This window comes from Streptomyces sp. NBC_00887, assembly GCF_045207585.1.
In genome coordinates this window covers 1,740,583-1,759,288 of record NZ_CP108788.1, presented here as the reverse complement: position 1 = coordinate 1,759,288, position 18,706 = coordinate 1,740,583, and the positions used below count along the sequence as shown (strand labels likewise).

General features: G+C 69.5%; 14 protein-coding genes and 2 rRNA genes. 13 read left to right on the top strand and 3 right to left on the bottom strand.

Annotated elements, in window-relative coordinates:
• Positions 1 to 114: 114 nt before the first annotated feature.
• The 4 genes from OG844_RS07995 (at position 115) to OG844_RS07980 (ending at position 5,961) form a co-directional block, all read left to right on the top strand.
• Positions 115 to 3,239 (top strand): 23S ribosomal RNA (locus tag OG844_RS07995).
• Positions 3,240 to 3,377: 138 nt separating this feature from the next.
• Positions 3,378 to 3,494, top strand: a 5S ribosomal RNA gene (rrf, locus tag OG844_RS07990).
• Between the two features lie 284 nt (positions 3,495 to 3,778).
• Positions 3,779 to 5,227 carry a hypothetical protein gene (locus OG844_RS07985; RefSeq protein WP_406389133.1) on the top strand — a complete coding sequence of 483 codons (1,449 nt, stop codon included), beginning with the start codon at positions 3,779 to 3,781 and terminating at the stop codon, positions 5,225 to 5,227.
• The gene (locus OG844_RS07980) at positions 5,227 to 5,961 is read left to right on the top strand and encodes a hypothetical protein (RefSeq protein WP_406389131.1); all 735 of its coding nucleotides are present in this window, start codon (positions 5,227 to 5,229) and stop codon (positions 5,959 to 5,961) included. The genes OG844_RS07985 and OG844_RS07980 overlap by 1 nt, the downstream gene beginning before the upstream one ends.
• A 71-nt stretch (positions 5,962 to 6,032) precedes the next feature.
• Here the strand turns inward: OG844_RS07980 and OG844_RS07975 are convergent, their stop codons facing one another.
• Positions 6,033 to 7,310, bottom strand: a complete 1,278-nt coding sequence (locus OG844_RS07975) for a DUF1015 domain-containing protein (protein WP_406389130.1) — start codon at positions 7,308 to 7,310, stop codon at positions 6,033 to 6,035.
• Positions 7,311 to 7,382: 72 nt separating this feature from the next.
• Between OG844_RS07975 and OG844_RS07970 the strand changes: the two genes are divergently transcribed.
• The 4 genes from OG844_RS07970 (at position 7,383) to OG844_RS07955 (ending at position 11,480) form a co-directional block, all read left to right on the top strand.
• The gene (locus tag OG844_RS07970) at positions 7,383 to 8,411 is read left to right on the top strand and encodes an HAD hydrolase-like protein (protein WP_406389128.1); all 1,029 of its coding nucleotides are present in this window, start codon (positions 7,383 to 7,385) and stop codon (positions 8,409 to 8,411) included.
• A 149-nt stretch (positions 8,412 to 8,560) separates the two neighbouring features.
• Positions 8,561 to 9,541 (top strand): FecCD family ABC transporter permease, encoded by a 981-nt coding sequence (locus OG844_RS07965; RefSeq protein ID WP_406396045.1) that lies wholly within the window; start codon positions 8,561 to 8,563, stop codon positions 9,539 to 9,541.
• Positions 9,538 to 10,596 carry a FecCD family ABC transporter permease gene (locus tag OG844_RS07960; RefSeq protein WP_406389127.1) on the top strand — a complete coding sequence of 353 codons (1,059 nt, stop codon included), beginning with the start codon at positions 9,538 to 9,540 and terminating at the stop codon, positions 10,594 to 10,596. Before OG844_RS07965 ends, OG844_RS07960 begins: the two co-directional genes overlap by 4 nt.
• Before the next feature lie 68 nt (positions 10,597 to 10,664).
• Positions 10,665 to 11,480: an ABC transporter ATP-binding protein gene (locus OG844_RS07955; RefSeq protein ID WP_406396043.1), complete on the top strand. Its 816-nt coding sequence runs from the start codon at positions 10,665 to 10,667 to the stop codon at positions 11,478 to 11,480.
• 10 nt (positions 11,481 to 11,490) lie between these two features.
• Here OG844_RS07955 and OG844_RS07950 read toward each other — a convergent pair whose 3' ends face one another.
• Positions 11,491 to 11,838, bottom strand: coding sequence for an SCP2 sterol-binding domain-containing protein (locus OG844_RS07950; protein ID WP_406389126.1), 348 nt, complete (start codon positions 11,836 to 11,838; stop codon positions 11,491 to 11,493).
• Positions 11,839 to 11,881: 43 nt separating this feature from the next.
• On the opposite strand from OG844_RS07950, the gene OG844_RS07945 reads away from it, so the two are divergent.
• From OG844_RS07945 to OG844_RS07925, 5 genes are all read left to right on the top strand, one after another.
• On the top strand, positions 11,882 to 12,190 hold the full coding sequence (locus OG844_RS07945) for a hypothetical protein (RefSeq protein WP_406389124.1): 309 nt from the start codon (positions 11,882 to 11,884) through the stop codon (positions 12,188 to 12,190).
• A gap of 7 nt (positions 12,191 to 12,197) precedes the next feature.
• Positions 12,198 to 13,013 (top strand): TlyA family RNA methyltransferase, encoded by an 816-nt coding sequence (locus OG844_RS07940; protein WP_406389123.1) that lies wholly within the window; start codon positions 12,198 to 12,200, stop codon positions 13,011 to 13,013.
• The gene (locus tag OG844_RS07935) at positions 13,010 to 13,933 is read left to right on the top strand and encodes an NAD kinase (protein ID WP_406389122.1); all 924 of its coding nucleotides are present in this window, start codon (positions 13,010 to 13,012) and stop codon (positions 13,931 to 13,933) included. The genes OG844_RS07940 and OG844_RS07935 overlap by 4 nt, the downstream gene beginning before the upstream one ends.
• Positions 13,934 to 14,014: 81 nt before the next feature.
• Positions 14,015 to 15,760 (top strand): DNA repair protein RecN, encoded by a 1,746-nt coding sequence (recN, locus tag OG844_RS07930; RefSeq protein WP_406389120.1) that lies wholly within the window; start codon positions 14,015 to 14,017, stop codon positions 15,758 to 15,760.
• 173 nt (positions 15,761 to 15,933) lie between these two features.
• The gene (locus OG844_RS07925) at positions 15,934 to 17,028 is read left to right on the top strand and encodes a glycosyltransferase family 4 protein (protein ID WP_406389119.1); all 1,095 of its coding nucleotides are present in this window, start codon (positions 15,934 to 15,936) and stop codon (positions 17,026 to 17,028) included.
• Positions 17,029 to 17,078: 50 nt separating this feature from the next.
• Here the strand turns inward: OG844_RS07925 and OG844_RS07920 are convergent, their stop codons facing one another.
• Positions 17,079 to 18,704, bottom strand: coding sequence for a PucR family transcriptional regulator (locus tag OG844_RS07920; RefSeq protein ID WP_406389118.1), 1,626 nt, complete (start codon positions 18,702 to 18,704; stop codon positions 17,079 to 17,081).
• Positions 18,705 to 18,706: the final 2 nt, after the last annotated feature.

Below are 18,706 nucleotides of genomic sequence, written 5' to 3'. Positions count from 1 at the left end.
GGGCTCGTTGAGTCTGGATCTTCGGTTGCCGGCCCCAGTGCACTCGTTCTTCGGAACGGGGTGATGGGTGGCTGGTCGTTGTTTGAGAACTGCACAGTGGACGCGAGCATCTGTGGCCAAGTTTTTAAGGGCGCACGGTGGATGCCTTGGCACCAGGAACCGATGAAGGACGTGGGAGGCCACGATAGTCCCCGGGGAGCTGTCAACCAAGCTTTGATCCGGGGGTTTCCGAATGGGGAAACCCGGCAGTCGTCATGGGCTGTCACCCACTGCTGAACACATAGGCAGTGTGGAGGGAACGCGGGGAAGTGAAACATCTCAGTACCCGCAGGAAGAGAAAACAACCGTGATTCCGGGAGTAGTGGCGAGCGAAACTGGATGAGGCCAAACCGTATGCGTGTGATACCCGGCAGGGGTTGCGCATGCGGGGTTGTGGGATCTCTTTTTCATGGTCTGCCGACTGTGAGACGAGTCAGAAACCGTTGGTGTAGGCGAAGGACATGCGAAAGGTCCGGCGTAGAGGGTAAGACCCCCGTAGCTGAAACATCAACGGCTCGTTTAAGAGACACCCAAGTAGCACGGGGCCCGAGAAATCCCGTGTGAATCTGGCGGGACCACCCGCTAAGCCTAAATATTCCCTGGTGACCGATAGCGGATAGTACCGTGAGGGAATGGTGAAAAGTACCGCGGGAGCGGAGTGAAATAGTACCTGAAACCGTGTGCCTACAAGCCGTGGGAGCGTCGCTGTTGTTCTTCGGAACAGCAGTCGTGACTGCGTGCCTTTTGAAGAATGAGCCTGCGAGTTTGCGGTGTGTTGCGAGGTTAACCCGTGTGGGGAAGCCGTAGCGAAAGCGAGTCCGAATAGGGCGATTTAGTAGCGCGCTCAAGACCCGAAGCGGAGTGATCTAGCCATGGGCAGGTTGAAGCGGAGGTAAGACTTCGTGGAGGACCGAACCCACCAGGGTTGAAAACCTGGGGGATGACCTGTGGTTAGGGGTGAAAGGCCAATCAAACTCCGTGATAGCTGGTTCTCCCCGAAATGCATTTAGGTGCAGCGTCGTGTGTTTCTTGCCGGAGGTAGAGCACTGGATAGGCGATGGGCCCTACCGGGTTACTGACCTTAGCCAAACTCCGAATGCCGGTAAGTGAGAGCACGGCAGTGAGACTGTGGGGGATAAGCTCCATGGTCGAGAGGGAAACAGCCCAGAGCATCGACTAAGGCCCCTAAGCGTACGCTAAGTGGGAAAGGATGTGGAGTCGCAGAGACAACCAGGAGGTTGGCTTAGAAGCAGCCACCCTTGAAAGAGTGCGTAATAGCTCACTGGTCAAGTGATTCCGCGCCGACAATGTAGCGGGGCTCAAGCGTACCGCCGAAGTCGTGTCATTCCAGCACATACCCCCAACGGGGGCTGGGATGGGTAGGGGAGCGTCGTGTGCCGGGTGAAGCAGCCGCGGAAGCGAGTTGTGGACGGTTCACGAGTGAGAATGCAGGCATGAGTAGCGATACACACGTGAGAAACGTGTGCGCCGATTGACTAAGGGTTCCTGGGTCAAGCTGATCTGCCCAGGGTAAGTCGGGACCTAAGGCGAGGCCGACAGGCGTAGTCGATGGACAACCGGTTGATATTCCGGTACCCGCTTTGAAACGCCCAATACTGAATCAGGCGATGCTAAGTCCGTGAAGCCGGCCCGATCTCTTCGGAGTTGAGGGTAGTGGTGGAGCCGATGAACCAGACTTGTATTAGGTAAGCGATGGGGTGACGCAGGAAGGTAGTCCAGCCCGGGCGGTGGTAGTCCCGGGGTAAGGGTGTAGGCCGTGTGGCAGGTAAATCCGTCACACATTAAGGCTGAGACCTGATGCCGAGCCGATTGTGGTGAAGTGGATGATCCTATGCTGTCGAGAAAAGCCTCTAGCGAGTTTCATGGCGGCCCGTACCCTAAACCGACTCAGGTAGTCAGGTAGAGAATACCGAGGCGTTCGGGTGAACTATGGTTAAGGAACTCGGCAAAATGCCCCCGTAACTTCGGGAGAAGGGGGGCCATCACTGGTGAGGGAACTTGCTTCCTGAGCTGGGGGTGGCCGCAGAGACCAGCGAGAAGCGACTGTTTACTAAAAACACAGGTCCGTGCGAAGCCGTAAGGCGATGTATACGGACTGACGCCTGCCCGGTGCTGGAACGTTAAGGGGACCGGTTAGTGCACTTTCGGGTGTGCGAAGCTGAGAACTTAAGCGCCAGTAAACGGCGGTGGTAACTATAACCATCCTAAGGTAGCGAAATTCCTTGTCGGGTAAGTTCCGACCTGCACGAATGGCGTAACGACTTCTCGACTGTCTCAACCATAGGCCCGGTGAAATTGCACTACGAGTAAAGATGCTCGTTTCGCGCAGCAGGACGGAAAGACCCCGGGACCTTTACTATAGTTTGATATTGGTGTTCGGTTCGGCTTGTGTAGGATAGGTGGGAGACTTTGAAGCGGCCACGCCAGTGGTTGTGGAGTCGTCGTTGAAATACCACTCTGGTCGTGCTGGATGTCTAACCTAGGTCCGTGATCCGGATCAGGGACAGTGTCTGATGGGTAGTTTAACTGGGGCGGTTGCCTCCTAAAGAGTAACGGAGGCGCCCAAAGGTTCCCTCAGCCTGGTTGGCAATCAGGTGTTGAGTGTAAGTGCACAAGGGAGCTTGACTGTGAGACCGACGGGTCGAGCAGGGACGAAAGTCGGGACTAGTGATCCGGCAGTGGCTTGTGGAAGCGCTGTCGCTCAACGGATAAAAGGTACCCCGGGGATAACAGGCTGATCTTCCCCAAGAGTCCATATCGACGGGATGGTTTGGCACCTCGATGTCGGCTCGTCGCATCCTGGGGCTGGAGTCGGTCCCAAGGGTTGGGCTGTTCGCCCATTAAAGCGGTACGCGAGCTGGGTTTAGAACGTCGTGAGACAGTTCGGTCCCTATCCGCTGTGCGCGTAGGAATATTGAGAAGGGCTGTCCCTAGTACGAGAGGACCGGGACGGACGAACCTCTGGTGTGCCAGTTGTCCTGCCAAGGGCATGGCTGGTTGGCTACGTTCGGAAAGGATAACCGCTGAAAGCATCTAAGCGGGAAGCCTGCTTCGAGATGAGTATTCCCACCACCTTGAGTGGTTAAGGCTCCCAGTAGACGACTGGGTTGATAGGCCAGATGTGGAAGCCCGGTAACGGGTGGAGCTGACTGGTACTAATAGGCCGAGGGCTTGTCCTCAGTTGCTCGCGTCCACTGTGTTGTTCCCAGGCCACGAATAGTCGTGCTGGTTGAACAGTTTCACTACTTAATTGAAAAGTGTGCTTGTTCGCTAAGTGCCGATGCTCTGCTTTTCATTGCGGAGCTGGCCGATAGTGTTTCGGTGGTCATTGCGTTAGGGAAACGCCCGGTTACATTCCGAACCCGGAAGCTAAGCCTTTCAGCGCCGATGGTACTGCAGGGGGGACCCTGTGGGAGAGTAGGACGCCGCCGAACAATCTTTCAAGGACCCTTGGTCCCAGCGTTCATGCTGGGACCAAGGGTCCTTTTGTTTTTGTCGAAGCGCGTCGGATGGTCGGCTGCGCGAGAATGTCTGTGGTACCCGATGACAGGAGTCACCCCCATGTCCACCAACTCTTCCGACGACCGTCCGGAGCGCGAGCCGCGTCGCCGTGACGGCGGTGACAGGGGCGGTTTCCGTGGCGGTCGTGACGACCGGTCCGGCGCGCCTCGACGTGACACCAACGACCGTGCCAGCGGCCCCCGCCGGGACGACAGCCGTGGTGGCAGCACCGGCGGCGGCCCCCGCCGGGACGACAGCCGTGGTGGCAGCACCGGCGGTGGCTTCCGTCGCGATGACAGCCGTGGTGGCAGCACCGGCGGTGGCTTCCGTCGTGATGATCGTGCGCCGCGTCGTGATGACGAGCGTGGTGGGTACCGCGGTGGTCAGCGTGACGACCGTGGCGGTCGCCCCACCGGTGGCTTCGAGCGCCGTGACGACCGTCCCAGCAGCGGCCCCCGCCGGGACGACAGCCGTGGCGGCAGCACCGGCGGCGGCTTCCGTCGTGATGACCGTGCTCCGCGGCGTGATGACCGTCCCAGCAGCGGCCCCCGTCGCGATGACAGCCGTGGTGGCAGCACCGGTGGTGGCTTCCGCCGTGATGACAGCCGTGGTGGCACCGCCGGCGGCGGTTTCCGTCGTGATGATCGTGCGCCGCGTCGTGATGACGAGCGTGGTGGGTACCGCGGTGGTCAGCGTGACGACCGTGGCGGTCGCCCCACCGGTGGGTTTGAGCGCCGTGACGACCGTCCCAGCAGCGGCCCCCGCCGGGACGACAGCCGTGGCGGCAGCACCGGCGGCGGCTTCCGTCGTGATGACCGTGCTCCGCGGCGTGATGACCGTCCCAGCAGCGGCCCCCGTCGCGATGACAGCCGTGGTGGCAGCACCGGTGGTGGCTTCCGCCGTGATGACAGCCGTGGTGGCACCGCCGGCGGCGGTTTCCGTCGTGATGATCGTGCGCCGCGTCGTGATGACGAGCGTGGTGGGTACCGCGGTGGTCAGCGTGACGACCGTGGCGGTCGCCCCACCGGTGGGTTTGAGCGCCGTGAGGACCGCGGTGGTCGCCCCAGCGGCGGCTTCGAGCGCCGTGACGACCGTCCCAGCAGCGGCCCCCGCCGGGACGACAGCCGTGGTGGCACCGCCGGCTTTGGCTTCCGTCGTGATGATCGTGCGCCGCGTCGTGATGACGAGCGTGGTGGGTACCGCGGTGGTCAGCGTGACGACCGTGGCGGTCGCCCCACCGGTGGGTTTGAGCGCCGTGACGACCGTCCCAGCAGCGGCCCCCGCCGCGACGACAACCGTGGCGGCAGCACCGGCGGTGGCTTCCGTCGTGACGACAACCGTGGCGGCAGCACCGGTGGTGGCTTCCGCCGTGACGACAACCGTGGCGGCAGCACCGGTGGTGGCTTCCGCCGCGACGACCGTGGTGGTCGTGACGACAGGAGCCGTGACCGGGACCGTGCGCCCCGTCGCGACAACGACCGCGGTGGCTACCAGGGTCGCGACGACCGCGGTGGTTACCAGGGTCGCGACGACCGCGACCGTGAGCCGATCAAGCGGCTTCCCATCCCGGACGACGTCACGGGCCAAGAGATCGACAAGGATGTCCGGCAGGAGCTGTACAGCCTGCCCAAGACCCTGGCCGATGACGTCGCTCGTAACCTCGTGATGGTGGCCCGCCTCCTCGATGAGGACCCCGAGCAGGCATACGCGTACTCGCGTATCGCACTGCGTCTTGCCTCGCGCGTCGCAGCGGTGCGTGAGGCGGCCGGCTTCGCGGCGTACGCGACGCAGAAGTACGCGGAGGCACTGGCCGAGTTCAGGGCGTCCCGTCGCATGACCGGCTCCGTGGACCTGTGGCCCGTCATGGCCGACTGCGAGCGCGGACTCGGCAGGCCCGAGCGGGCGATGGACATGGCCGGTGGGCCCGAGGTCCAGAAGCTGGACAAGGCAGGCCAGGTCGAGATGCGCCTGGTAGCCGCCGGAGCCCGCAGGGACATGGGGCAGATCGACGCGGCAATCGTCACCCTGCAGGGCCCCGAGCTCGCCTCCAGCTCCGTGCACTCGTGGACGCCGCGCCTGCGGTACGCGTACGCGGACGCACTCCTGGAAGCCGGGCGCGAGGACGAGGCACGTGAGTGGTTCGGCAAGGCCCTCGAGGCGGACAAGGACGGGGCGACCGACGCGTCGGACCGGCTCGCCCAGCTCGACGGTGTGGAGTTCGTCGACGCCATGGGTGAGGACGACGAGCACCCGGCTGTGGCCGAGGCCGAGGCCGAGGCCGAGGCGCCGGGCGCCGCGGAGCAGGACGAGGACGACGGCGTCGAGGAGTACTACGACGAGGACGACCTGGAGATCGAGGAAGTCGACGACGACGACGCGGAGGGTTCCGCGAAGGCGTAAGCGCTGAACGGCTGAAAGAAGGAGGGCGGCACCCGTGACGGGTGCCGCCCTCTTCTGTTTGTCGCCCGTCCTCAGTCCGTGTCGAGACTGCGCAGAACGAGACCCGTGGCCGGCTTGGGGCCGAACGAGGTCGACTTGCGGGGCATGGTGACGCCCTGTCTGGCCAGGTCCCGGACGACGTCCTCGCGGACCGGATGCATCAGCACCGCCGTGGCATTGTGCCGCTCGGCCTGCTCGACGGCCGCCGCGGTGTCGTGGATGTACGCGATGTGCTCCGGCGCGTCGGGAATCCTCCAGACATGGTCCAGGAGTGTGGAGTGCAGCACGGTCGCGTCCAGTGCCCGCCAGGCCGCCGGCCGGTCGGCACGAACCGTGCGGGCGAGGAGGTCTCCGTCCGGCCGGTCGACGAGGTGGAAACTGCCGTCGCCGGCGAACAGAAAGGCGTTGCCCTCCGCGGCGGCCTCCGTGAGCGCGTCGAGGGCCCGGGGGAGCGGCCCCTCGATCTCCCTGACCCGGAAGCTGCTGCCCAGGGCCTCGATCGCCTCGGCGACCGGAAGGCGGTGCAGCAGCCGGTGGATGGCACGGACCTGCAGGGGATAGCGGGCCGTATCGACGAGGAGGACCAGCCCGAAGTCCCAGGGGCCCGGCGCCGGCTGTTCCTTCTGGAGCCGGAGATAGGTGGCCCAACGATGGTGGCCGTCGGCGATCAGCGCCTGGCGGCGGGAGAGATCCGCCTGGATCTCCGCGTGCTCGCCGGGATCGGTGACGGCCCAGAGGCGGTGGCTGAAGCCGTCCTCCGTCGTGGTGGTGAGCAGCGGGAGGCGTTCCAGCACGCGTTCGATGACGGCGTTCGCTCCCGCTCGCGCGCCGTCGCTGACGTAGCTGAGCAGCAGAGGTTCGAGGTGGGCCGCCGCGGTGCGCATCAGGTCGGCGCGGTCCTCCACGACATCGGCCATGACGTCTTCGTGCGGGAGCACGATGCCCTCGCCGGCGGGGGAGAGCGCCAGGGCCCCGATCACACCACGCTGCAGGATTCCGCCGCGTCGCTGTTCGTAGACGTAGAGCGCCGGGACGGGGTCCGGAGCGAGAACGCCCTCGGCGAGCCAGCGCTTCAGGGTCTCGGCTGCCTGCTGGTGGCGCGCCGCGGCGGTGCCGGCCTGCGGAAGGATCAGCCGCACGATGTTGTGCGGGTCCGCGGACTCCAGGTGGTGCAGCCCGTCGGGCCTGACCACGACGTCGTACGGCGGTGAGGTCACCGCGGCAAGGCTGCCGACCCGCTCGGGGACGTACCGCAGCCCGCGGAAGGGGATCAGCCGCAGTCCCTGCTCGGCGGGCCCTGATGTGTTCATTTGTGCATCGTATGTGCGGTCCCTATATGCGCGATGATCGGGGCAGAGGCATGGAAAGAGGAGCACAGGCATATGAGTCAGCAGTACAGGTCACGGCCGCTCGGGAGCACCACGGCGCTGAGCGAGGCGTACGACACGGCTCTGCTCGATCTCGACGGGGTGGTGTACGCGGGCGGGCACGCCATCGTCCACGCCGTCGAATCGCTGGGCAGCGCACGTGAGGGCGGGATGCGGCTGGCGTACGTCACGAACAACGCCCTGCGCACCCCCGACGCGGTGGCGGAGCACCTGACGGAGCTCGGGGTGCCGGCGGAGCCCGCCGATGTGATCACGTCGGCGCAGGCGGTGGCCCGGCTGATGGCCGATCAACTGCCCTCCGGGGCCAGGGTGCTCGTGGTCGGCGGGGAAGGGCTGCGCGTCGCCCTGCGCGAGCGGGGGCTGGTGCCGGTGGAGTCGGTGGACGACGAGCCGGTGGCGGTGGCGCAGGGGTACGGCGGACCGGACCTGGCGTGGGGGCGGTTCGCCGAGGCGGCGTACGCGATCGCGCGCGGGGCAGTGTGGTTCGCGTCCAATACGGACCTGACGATTCCCGGCGCCCGCGGCATAGCGCCGGGCAACGGTGCGGCGGTGGAGGTCGTACGCATCGCCACCGGTGCCGAGCCGCAGGTCGCCGGCAAGCCGTTGCCCCCGATGCACCGGGAGACGGTCCTGCGGACCGGTGCCGAGAGGCCGCTGGTCGTCGGGGACCGGCTGGACACGGACATCGAGGGCGCGTTCAACGGAGGAGTCGACTCGCTGCTGGTGCTCACCGGCGTGACCGACGCGGCACAGTTGCTGGCCGCCGAGCCGAAGTACCGGCCGACGTATGTGGACCGGGACCTTCGGGGGCTGCTCACCGGTCAGCCGGAGGTGGCGGAGGAGGGCGGCCGGGTCAGCTGTGGTGGCTGGACGGCCGAGGCACAGGGGGACGCCCTGGTGCTGGAGGGCGACGGCGATCCGTTGGACGGGCTGAGGGCCCTGTGCGGTGCGGCATGGACGTACGCCGGTGAAGGTGCCTGCGGGCTCGACTCGGCGAAGGCGGTGGCCAGGCTCGGGCTGTAGGCGCCGGGGCGGAGGCGCACGCCGAACCGGCCAGGTGAGACAACTGGAGGGTAGGCTAACCTAACCCGGTGTTGGTTGAGAGTCCCCCCGAATCGAGCGCCGGCCCCGCGGCCACGCCGGAAAAGCCCACGCGCCCCGCGCGTCATGCGGTGCGTGCCGCAGGTCTGCTGGCAGCCGTGGGCGTCCTGGTCCTGGTCTGCCTCGCGAGTGTCGCGATCGGGGCCAAGGCGCTGCCCCTGTCCGAGGTCTGGCACGGCCTGTTTCACTACTCGGGAACCAACGGTGACGTCCTCGTACGGGACGTGCGCGTCCCGCGGACCGTGCTCGGGCTGATCGTCGGGGCGGCACTCGGCCTCTCCGGCGCGGTGATGCAGGCCCTGACCCGTAACCCGCTCGCCGAGCCCGGCCTGCTGGGTGTCAACGCGGGCGCTGCCGCGGCGGTCGTCTCCGCGATCAGCTTCTTCGGCGTCACCTCGCTGACGGGGTACGTCTGGTTCGCGTTCGCCGGTGCCGCGGTGGTGTCCGTGGCCGTGTATCTGCTGGGCGGCAGCCGGTCCGCGAACCCGGTGCGGCTCGCGCTCGCCGGTACGGCGGTCACCGCGGCGCTGTTCGGCTACGTCAACGCCGTACAGCTGCTGGACGCGGCGGCGCTGGACCGGCTCCGGTTCTGGACCGTCGGTTCGCTGGCCTCCGCCACCATGGAGACCGTCGGCAAGGTGTGGCCGTTCATCGCGCTCGGCGTGCTGCTCGCGCTCCTCATCGCCCGGCCGCTGAACGCCCTGGAGATGGGCGACGACACGGCCAGGGCGCTCGGTGCCCATCTGACCCGGACCCGCGTCCTCGCGATGGCGGCCGTCACCCTGCTCTGCGGGGCGGCCACCGCCGCCTGCGGGCCGATCGTCTTCATCGGGCTGATGATCCCGCACCTCGTCCGCACCATCACGGGGCCGGACATGCGGTGGATCCTGCCGTACGCGGCCGTGCTGTCGCCCGTGCTGCTGCTCGGCGCGGATGTGGTCGGCCGGGTCATGGCTCGCCCCTCCGAACTGCAGGTCGGCATCGTCACCGCACTGCTCGGCGGACCCGTCTTCATCCATCTCGTACGACGCAAGAGGATGGCCCAGCTGTGAAGGCCCCGCAGGACACAGCGAAGTCCGTCCGCGCCGTACGGACCGCCGGCGGCTTCTCCTTCCGGGTGGACGTCCGGGCGCTCGTCGTGATCGTGCTGCTCGCCCTGGTGGCGGCAGCGGCGGCCGTGGTGCTCACCGGCAGCGGCGACTACTCCATGACGCCGGGCGAGGTCCTCACCACGCTGTTCGGCAACGGGACCTTCCAGCAGGAGTTCATCGTCACGGACCTGCGCCTGCCGAGGGTCCTGGTCGGACTCCTGGTCGGTGCCGCGCTCGGCGTGGGCGGAGCCGTCTTCCAGAGCGTCTCCCGCAACCCGCTGGGCAGCCCCGACGTGCTCGGCTTCGGCCAGGGCTCCGCGGTCGGCGCCCTCACCGTGATCGTGCTCTTCCACGGAGGGCCGACCGAGGTCGCCGCGGGGGCCGTGGCCGGAGGCGTGCTCACCGGTGTCGCCGTCTACCTGCTGGCCTGGAAGCGGGGGGTGCACGGCTACCGGCTCGTCCTCGTCGGCATCGGCGCGGCCGCGATGCTCACCGCGGCCATCCACTACCTGATCACCAAGGCCAACCTCGTCGACGCCACCCGCGCCGTCGTCTGGATGACAGGCTCACTCGACGGCCGGGACTGGGCCCAGGTCTGGCCGCTCCTCGCGGTCTGCGGCGTTCTCGTCCCCCTGGTCCTGGGCCACGGACGCGCCCTGCGCATGCTGGAGATGGGCGACGACGCCGCACACGCCCTGGGCGTACGGGTGGAACGCACCCGGCTCGTCCTGCTGGGCTGCGCCGTGATCCTCGTCGCCGTCGCCACGGCTGCCGCCGGCCCCATCGTCTTCGTCTCGCTGAGCGCCCCGCAGGTCGCCCGCAGGCTCACCCGCTCGCCCGGCCCCAACCTGGCCGCCGCGGCGTGCACGGGCGCGGCCCTGCTGCTCGTCGCCGACTGGACCGCGACGAACGCCTTCGGGGACCGCCGGCTTCCGGTGGGTGTGGTCACCGGTGTGCTGGGTGGCTGCTACCTGCTGTGGCTGCTGGTGTCCGAGCGCAAGGCGGGACGCATATGAAGCCCGGTACACCGGTGGCGGCACCGGACACCTCGCAGACGAACCCCATCAACTCCGGGAGTACGACCATGCAGCGCCTCACCGCAGACTCGGTGACCCTCGGCTACGACCAGCGCGTCATCGCCGAGGACCTCTCGGTCGAGATCCCCGACAACTCCTTCACGGTGATCGTCGGTCCCAACGCCTGCGGCAAGTCGACCCTGCTGCGCGCGCTGTCCCGGATGCTGAGGCCGAGCCGGGGCGAGGTCCTGCTGGACGGACAGGCCATCCACCGGATGCCCGCGAAGAAGGTCGCCAGGACCCTGGGCCTGCTGCCCCAGACCTCCATAGCCCCCGACGGCATCACGGTCGCCGACCTCGTCTCGCGCGGCCGGTACCCGCACCAGGGGCTGCTGCGCCAGTGGTCTCCCGAGGACGAACGGATCGTCGTGGAGTCCATGGCGTCCACCGGAGTCGGCGACCTCGCCGACCGCTACGTCGACGAACTGTCCGGCGGTCAGCGCCAGCGCGTCTGGATCGCCATGGCGCTCGCCCAGCAGACCCCGCTGCTCCTGCTCGACGAGCCGACGACGTACCTCGACATCCAGCACCAGATCGACGTGCTCGACCTGTGTGCCGAACTCCACGAGACACAGGGACGCACGCTGGTCGCCGTGCTGCACGACCTCAACCACGCCGCCCGGTACGCCACCCACCTCATCGCCATGCGCCGGGGCGAGATCGTCGCCGAGGGCGTCCCCGGCGATGTGGTCACGGCGGAGCTGGTGGAGGAGGTCTTCGGGCTGCCGTGCCAGGTCATCGACGACCCGGAGACGGGAACACCGCTCGTGGTCCCGGCCGCCCGCCGGAAGCGGGCCGGCGCCAGGGCCACCGCCGGGGCCTGAGGGGCACGGCCTACAACAGGGACCTGAGCTTCAGCAGATCGCGGAAGCCCGCCTCCAGCCGGACCCGGCCCGAGCCCCAGGCCTTCGCGAAATTGAGCTCGCCGTTCACCATGGCCACCAGATCGTCCCCGGTCATCGCGAGCCGGATCTCGGCCTTCTCGCGGGGGGGACCCTCGACCGTGTCGAGTACCCGGATCCGGCCACCCGACAGCCGCCCGATGAACGTGACGTCGAGATCCTTGATGTGGCAGCTCAGCGAGCGGTCGAGAGCAGCAGCGCTGCGTACGTCGCCGTCGGCACCTGCCAGGTTGCCGGAAAGTGTGTCGAGTGCGCTGCGGCACTCCGCCATGGTCGCCATCGCCACCGACGGTACCCCAGCCGTTCGGGGTAGCGTTTCGGGCATGAGCGACTGGATGCCGGAGCCGGGGACGGCACAGGAGGGCGACGCGGAACCCGGGGCCGCGGCACAGCCCGACGTGCCGCCCGCGCCCTCCTTCGACCCGGCCCCGCCCGCCCCCCTCGGTGTCGCACGCACCGCCACCGGGCATCCCGGGGTCGATGCGCAGCTGGAGCGACTGGCCGACGCGGACCACCTCCCGGCGGACGGGCACACCGCGGTGTACGAGGATGTACACCGCGGGCTGCGCGACGCGCTGACCGAGCTGGACGCCGGACCCGCACCCGCACCCCCGTACAACAACAGGAGCTGAACGAGAAGTGGCAGGAGTGGCACGTCGCCGCCTCGACGCCGAGCTGGTGCGCCGCAAGCTCGCGCGCTCGCGCGAGCACGCGAGCCAGCTGATCGCGGCGGGGCGGGTGACCGTCGGCGGCAGCACCGCGACCAAGCCCGCCACCCAGGTCGAGACGAGCGCCGCCGTCGTCGTCGTGAAGGACGACAGCGACCCCGAGTACGTCTCGCGCGGCGGGCACAAACTCGCGGGCGCGCTCGACGCCTTCGTCCCCCTCGGGCTGAAGGTCGAAGGACGACGGGCCCTGGACGCCGGCGCGTCCACGGGCGGATTCACCGATGTGCTGCTGCGGGCCGGAGCCAGGCACGTCGTCGCCGTCGACGTCGGCTACGGGCAGCTGGCCTGGTCCCTGCAGTCGGATGAACGCGTCATCGTCAAGGACCGTACCAATGTGCGGGAGCTGACGCTGGAGCAGCTCGACGGAGAGGCGGTGGACCTGGTGGTGGGCGATCTGTCGTTCATCCCGCTCGGTCTCGTACTGCCCGCCCTGGCGCGCTGCGCAGCACCCGACGCGGACCTGGTCCTCATGGTCAAGCCGCAGTTCGAGGTGGGCAAGGAGCGCCTCGGAAGCGGTGGTGTGGTCCGCAGCCCCGAGCTGCGGGCCGAAGCGGTACGGGAAGTGGCGCGCCGGGCCGGCCTCCTGGGCCTCGGCGTCCGGGGTGTCACGGCGAGCCCGCTGCCCGGGCCGTCGGGAAATGTCGAGTACTTTCTGTGGCTGCGGGCCGGAGCTCCTGAACTGGATCCCGCGGATGTCGACCGTGCAGTGGCGGAGGGGCCTCGTTGACGACGCATGCGGCACAACCCGAGAACGCGGTACGAACTGTCTTCCTGCTGGCGCACACCGGCCGCTCGGCAGCGATCCGCAGCGCCGAGCTCGTCGTCCAGGGCCTGCTGCGCAACGGCCTCGGCGTCCGGGTCCTGGCGGTCGAGGCGGCCGACCTGCCGCTTCCGCCGTCCGTGGTGACGGTCACCGATGCCACGCCCGCGGCCGTGGACGGCTGCGAACTGCTGATCGTGCTCGGCGGGGACGGGACGCTGCTGCGCGGCGCCGAGATCTCCCGGGCATCCGGCGTACCCATGCTGGGCGTCAACCTCGGGCGCGTCGGATTCCTCGCCGAGGCCGAGCGGGACGACCTCGACAAGGTCGTCGACCGGGTCGTCACCCGCGCGTACCAGGTCGAGGAGCGCATGACGCTCGACGTCATCGTCCACAGCAACGGCGACATCGTGCACACCGACTGGGCGCTCAACGAGGCGGCCGTGCAGAAGGTCTCGCCCGAGCGGATGCTGGAGGTCGTGCTCGAGATCGACGGCCGGCCGGTGACCGGCTTCGGCTGTGACGGAATCGTCTGCGCCACGCCGACCGGCTCGACCGCCTACGCCTTCTCGGCGGGCGGCCCCGTCGTCTGGCCCGAGGTCGAGGCCCTGCTGATGGTGCCGATCAGCGCCCACGCGCTGTTCGCCAAGCCGCTGGTGACCTCACCCGACTCGGTACTCGCGGTCGAGGTACAGCCGCACACCCCGCACGGGGTGCTGTGGTGCGACGGCCGCAGGACCGTCGAGCTGCCTGCGGGGGCACGCGTCGAAGTGCGGCGCGGTGCGGTTCCCGTACGGCTGGCACGGCTGCACCAGGCCTCGTTCACGGACCGTCTGGTCGCCAAGTTCGCGCTTCCGGTGCAGGGCTGGCGCGGCGCTCCGCACTGAGCGGAAAGCGGTCCCGGGGCCCGGGAGAGTGAACCGGTACCCGGGGCCCTTGGCGCACCGGGGTCCGGACCTCGTAAGGTCATGTCCGTGTTGGAGGAGATGCGGATACGGTCGCTCGGAGTCATCGACGACGCGGTGGTCGAGCTGTCACCCGGTTTCACCGCGGTGACGGGCGAGACCGGCGCGGGCAAGACCATGGTCGTCACCAGCCTGGGGCTACTGCTCGGGGGGCGTGCAGACCCTGCCCTGGTACGGATCGGGGCCAAGGCCGCGGTCGTCGAGGGGCGGATCACGGTGTCCGAGGGCGACGCGGCGGCGCTGCGCGCCCAGGAGGCGGGGGCCGAGATCGAGGACGGTGCGCTGCTCATCAGCCGTACCGTTTCGGCGGAGGGGCGCTCCCGCGCCCACCTCGGGGGCAGATCGGTGCCCGTGGGGGTCCTCGCCGAGCTCGCCGACGAACTCGTGGCGGTACACGGCCAGACCGACCAGCAGGGACTGCTCAAGCCCGCGCGGCAGCGGCAGGCCCTCGACCGGTACGCCGGCGACGGCGTCGAGGGTCCGCACACCAAGTACGCGGCGGCCTACCGGCGGCTGCGCGCGGTCGTCGTGGAGCTCGACGAGATCACCACGCGTACCAGGGAGCGGGCCCAGGAAGCGGATCTGCTGCGCTTCGGCCTCAACGAGGTCGCCGCGGTCGAGCCACTGCCCGGTGAGGACACCGAACTGGCCGCGGAGGCCGAGCGGCTCGGCCACGCCGAGGCGCTCGCCTCCGCGGCGGCCCTCGCGCACGCGGCGCTCGCGGGCGACCCGGAGGACCAGGAGGGCGTGGACGCCACGACCGTCGTCGCGGCGGCAGGCCGGTCCCTGGACGCCGTGCGGGCCCACGACCCGGCGCTGGCCGCGCTCGCCGACCGCATCGGCGAGATCTCCATCCTGCTCGCCGACGTGTCCGGGGAACTCGCCGGGTACGCCGACCAGCTGGACGCCGACCCGCGGCGGCTCGCCGCCGTCGAGGAGCGGCGCTCGGCGCTGACAGCGCTGACCCGCAAGTACGGTCAGGACGTCTCCGCCGTGCTCGCCTGGGCCGAGGAGGGTGCTGCCCGGCTGACGGAGCTCGAGGGCGACGACGACCGCATCGGTGAGCTGACGGCGGAGCGCGACGCGCTGCGCAGCGAGCTCTCCGGGCTCGGGCAGGCGCTGACCGACGCGCGTACGGAAGCGGCGGCACGTTTCGCCGGGGCGGTGACGGAGGAACTGGCGTCGCTCGCGATGCCGCACGCCCGTGTGTCCTTCGCCATCCGGCAGACGGAGGCGGCGGACGAGGCGTCCGGCATCGACATCGGCGGGCGGAGCGTGCTCTACGGGCCGTCCGGCGCCGACGAGGTCGAACTCCTGCTGGCACCGCACCCCGGGGCCCAGCCCCGGCCGATCGCCAAGGGGGCGTCGGGCGGTGAGCTGTCGCGGGTGATGCTCGCCGTCGAGGTGGTCTTCGCGGGTTCCGACCCCGTACCGACGTACCTCTTCGACGAGGTCGACGCGGGTGTCGGCGGCAAGGCCGCCGTCGAGGTGGGCCGTCGGCTGGCCAAGCTGGCCAGGTCCGCGCAGGTCGTGGTGGTGACGCACCTGCCCCAGGTGGCGGCCTTCGCCGACCGGCAGCTGCTGGTCGAGAAGACGGTGGACGGCTCGGTGACGAGCAGTGGCGTCACAATCCTGGAGGGCGAGGACCGGGTGCGCGAACTCTCCCGGATGCTGGCCGGACAGGAGGACTCGGAGACGGCACGGGCCCACGCCGAGGAGCTGCTGGCGACGGCACGGGCGGACGGATAGCGGATTCTGGTGTCAATACCGGGCCGCCGATCTCACTCCAACGGGTGGGGTGGCCCGGTCGCCTGTCGCCGCAAGGACGGGAACAACGTTTCGTCAGTCCCGGAACGTGCGTACGGACTGGCATCCTTGGTCTGTACATACCGCCGACTCCGGAGCTCCGGGAGCCATTCGACGTGTCACAGCTGCGTACGGTCCAAGTCCTGGGCGGTGGTGCCGGAAGCAGCGCTCATGTCGTCTCGCTCGCCGCAGGTCTGGTCGCCAGAGGGGTGCAGGTCACGGTCTGCGCCCCCGCCGGAGCCGACCGCGGCCATGACTTCCCCGCGACGGGAGCCCGCTTCGTCGCGGTACCCCGGCGCAGCGACCCCGCAGCCGTCGCCGCCCTGCGCGCCGCCTGCGCCGGCGCAGACGTGGTCCACGCGCACGGTCTGCACGCCGCCGTCCGGACCGGGCTCGCGCTCAGCGGCCGCCGTACGCCGCTGGTCGTGACCTGGCGTGCCCGTGCCCACACCGAAGGCGCCCGCCGCCGGCTGCTGCACCTGCTGGAGCGAAGGGCCGCCCGGGCGGCGGCCGTCGTGCTGGGTACGTCCTCGGATCTGGTCGACCGGGCCCGCCGCCGGGGCGCCAGGGACGCGCGCCTCGCACTGGCCGCGATCCCGGCGGGCCCCTCTGCCGCCACCGGTCACGACGGCAAGGCGCGCGTCGAACTGGGAGCGGTGGGAAGGCCGTTGCTCGTATCGGTCGGAAGTCTCCTGCCGCACCACGGCTTCGGCGCGCTGCTGGACGCCGCCCGCGTCTGGCGTGAACTGGACCCCGTACCCCTGCTGGTGATCGTGGGGGAGGGGCAGGAGCGGGCCGCCCTGCAGCGCAGGATCACCGACGAGCAACTGCCCGTCCTCCTTGCCGGCAGCCGGGACGACACCGTCGAGATCCTCGCCGCGGCGGACCTTGCCGTGCTGACCTGCGGCGGGGAGTCGCCGCCGCCGACGGCGGCGCACGAGGCGCTGCGGCTGGGGGTGCCCCTCGTGGCGGCCACGACCGGCGGGCCGGCCGAACTGGCGGGCGACGCGGCGGAACTGGTTCCCCCCGGGGACGCGGAGGCGCTCGCGCGCGCCGTCGTAAGGCTCCTCGGCGACCGGGAACGGCGCGAGCGGCTCGCAGCGGCGGGGCTCGTGCAGGCCGCGGGGTGGCCGACCGAGGACGACACGATCGCCCATGTGCTGTCCGTCTACGACGAGTTGGCGCAGCCACTGGCCACGGTCCGCACATGAGGCCCCGGGGGCGCGAGCCCCGGGAGTACGGGGCACCGGGGGCGTGGGTCTCACGGCGTGTGGCGCCGGGCACGCAGGGCCAGGCTCAGGGCCAGGACCGTCTGCGGGTCGTCCAGATCGGCGCCGAGCAGCTCCCCGATGCGGGCCAGCCGGTTGTAGAGCGTCTGGCGGTTCAGATGCAGCTCGCGTGCGGCCTCCGCCTTGCGGCCCGCATGGTCGATGTACGCCTCGAGCGTGGGCAGCAGCGGGGGGCGGGAGGTCCGGTCGTGCTCCCGCAGCGGCCCGATCGTCCGGTCCACGAAGGACGCCAGATCCGGGTGCTCCCGCAGCCGCCACAGCAGCAGATCGATGTCGAGGCGCTGGGCGTCGTACCAGGGAAGCTCGTCGAGCCCCTGGGCGGCCGTCGCCGCTTCCGCCGCGTGCCGCAGTCCGGCACCGGCCGCCGCCCAGCTGCCGGCCGCCCCGACCACCACGACCGGCGCACGGTCACCGGCCCGTTCGAGACCCGCCCGCTCGACGCCCGCCCGCAGCGCCGCCGCCACCCGGTCCGCGACCGCCGCGCGCCCCGTCTCCGGACGCAATGCCAGCAGCAGCGGGATCCTGCCCTCCACGGGCCGCACCCCGAGCAGCACGGGTACGCCCACGGCCGACAGCTCCTCCAGCACCGCCCGTGCCAGCAGAGCCCAGTTGCCCGACGGCGACAGCTCGGGTGCGATACGCATCACCACCGGCAGCAGGGGGTCCCCGCCCGGCTTGAACCCCAGGACCTTGGCCTGCGCGGGCGCGTCCTCGGGGGCGATCCTGCCCTCGGCGAGATCCGTGAGGAAGTCACCGCGCCCCCGAGCCGCCAGCTCCTCGTCCTGACGCGCCTGCATCAGGACGACGGCGAGGATGCCCGCAGCCCGCTCGGCCGCCATCCGGTGCACCACCACCAACGGCCCCGACACCGCGAGCAGCACCAACCGGGCCCGCACGGAACCGGTCCCGGAACCTCCGCCGGGCACCTCCACCAAAAGCGCCCCGGCGGGCGGTGCCTCGCGGGCCGCACGGCCACCGCGCAGCCCCTCCCAGACCTGTAGCGGATCGGCTCCCACCGGCCCGGTCCCCGTCCCCGCCGCGTACAGCAGCCGGCCGTCCGGGGTTTCGAGGAAGACGGGGTTCGCGGTGAAGTCCGCCAGGATGCCCAGCACCTGCGGCACCCCACCGCCGCCGAGCACCGCCTGCGTGCAGCGCCGGTGCACCTCCTCGGCCCGCTGGAGCAGCGCGTAGTGCCCGTTGACGATCTCCGTGTGGATCTCCTCGGTCACCGACACGAACGGGACCTCACGGTGCAGCTGTACGAGCGGCAGCCCCGCCGTCCGTGCCGTGTCCACGATCGCCGCGGGCAGCCGGCTGAAACGGGGGCCGAGCTCCACCACCAGGGCGGCGATGCCCCGGTCGGCGAGCCGCCGCACGAAGGCGCGCTGTTCGGCGGGCCGGGAGCCCAGCACGAGACCCGTGGTGAGCAGCAGCTCACCGCCCTTGAGGAGGGAGGCGATGTTCGGCACCTCACCCGTGTGCACCCAGCGCACCGTACGGTCCAGCCGGTCCGCCCCCGCCAGCACCTCCGGGACTCCGCCGCGCAGCCCCGGCAGTTCCAGCGCCCGCCGCACGGTGATTCCGCCCTGTGTCTCCACTG

Coding starts and splice junctions, on each gene's coding strand:
- OG844_RS07980 (WP_406389131.1), top strand. CDS start 5,227: ATGGTGGCCCGCCTCCTCGATGAGGACCCCGAGCAGGCATACGCGTAC.
- OG844_RS07975 (WP_406389130.1), bottom strand. CDS start 7,310: ATGAACACATCAGGGCCCGCCGAGCAGGGACTGCGGCTGATCCCCTTC.
- OG844_RS07970 (WP_406389128.1), top strand. CDS start 7,383: ATGAGTCAGCAGTACAGGTCACGGCCGCTCGGGAGCACCACGGCGCTG.
- OG844_RS07955 (WP_406396043.1), top strand. CDS start 10,665: ATGCAGCGCCTCACCGCAGACTCGGTGACCCTCGGCTACGACCAGCGC.
- OG844_RS07950 (WP_406389126.1), bottom strand. CDS start 11,838: ATGGCGACCATGGCGGAGTGCCGCAGCGCACTCGACACACTTTCCGGC.
- OG844_RS07945 (WP_406389124.1), top strand. CDS start 11,882: ATGAGCGACTGGATGCCGGAGCCGGGGACGGCACAGGAGGGCGACGCG.
- recN (WP_406389120.1), top strand. CDS start 14,015: ATGTCCGTGTTGGAGGAGATGCGGATACGGTCGCTCGGAGTCATCGAC.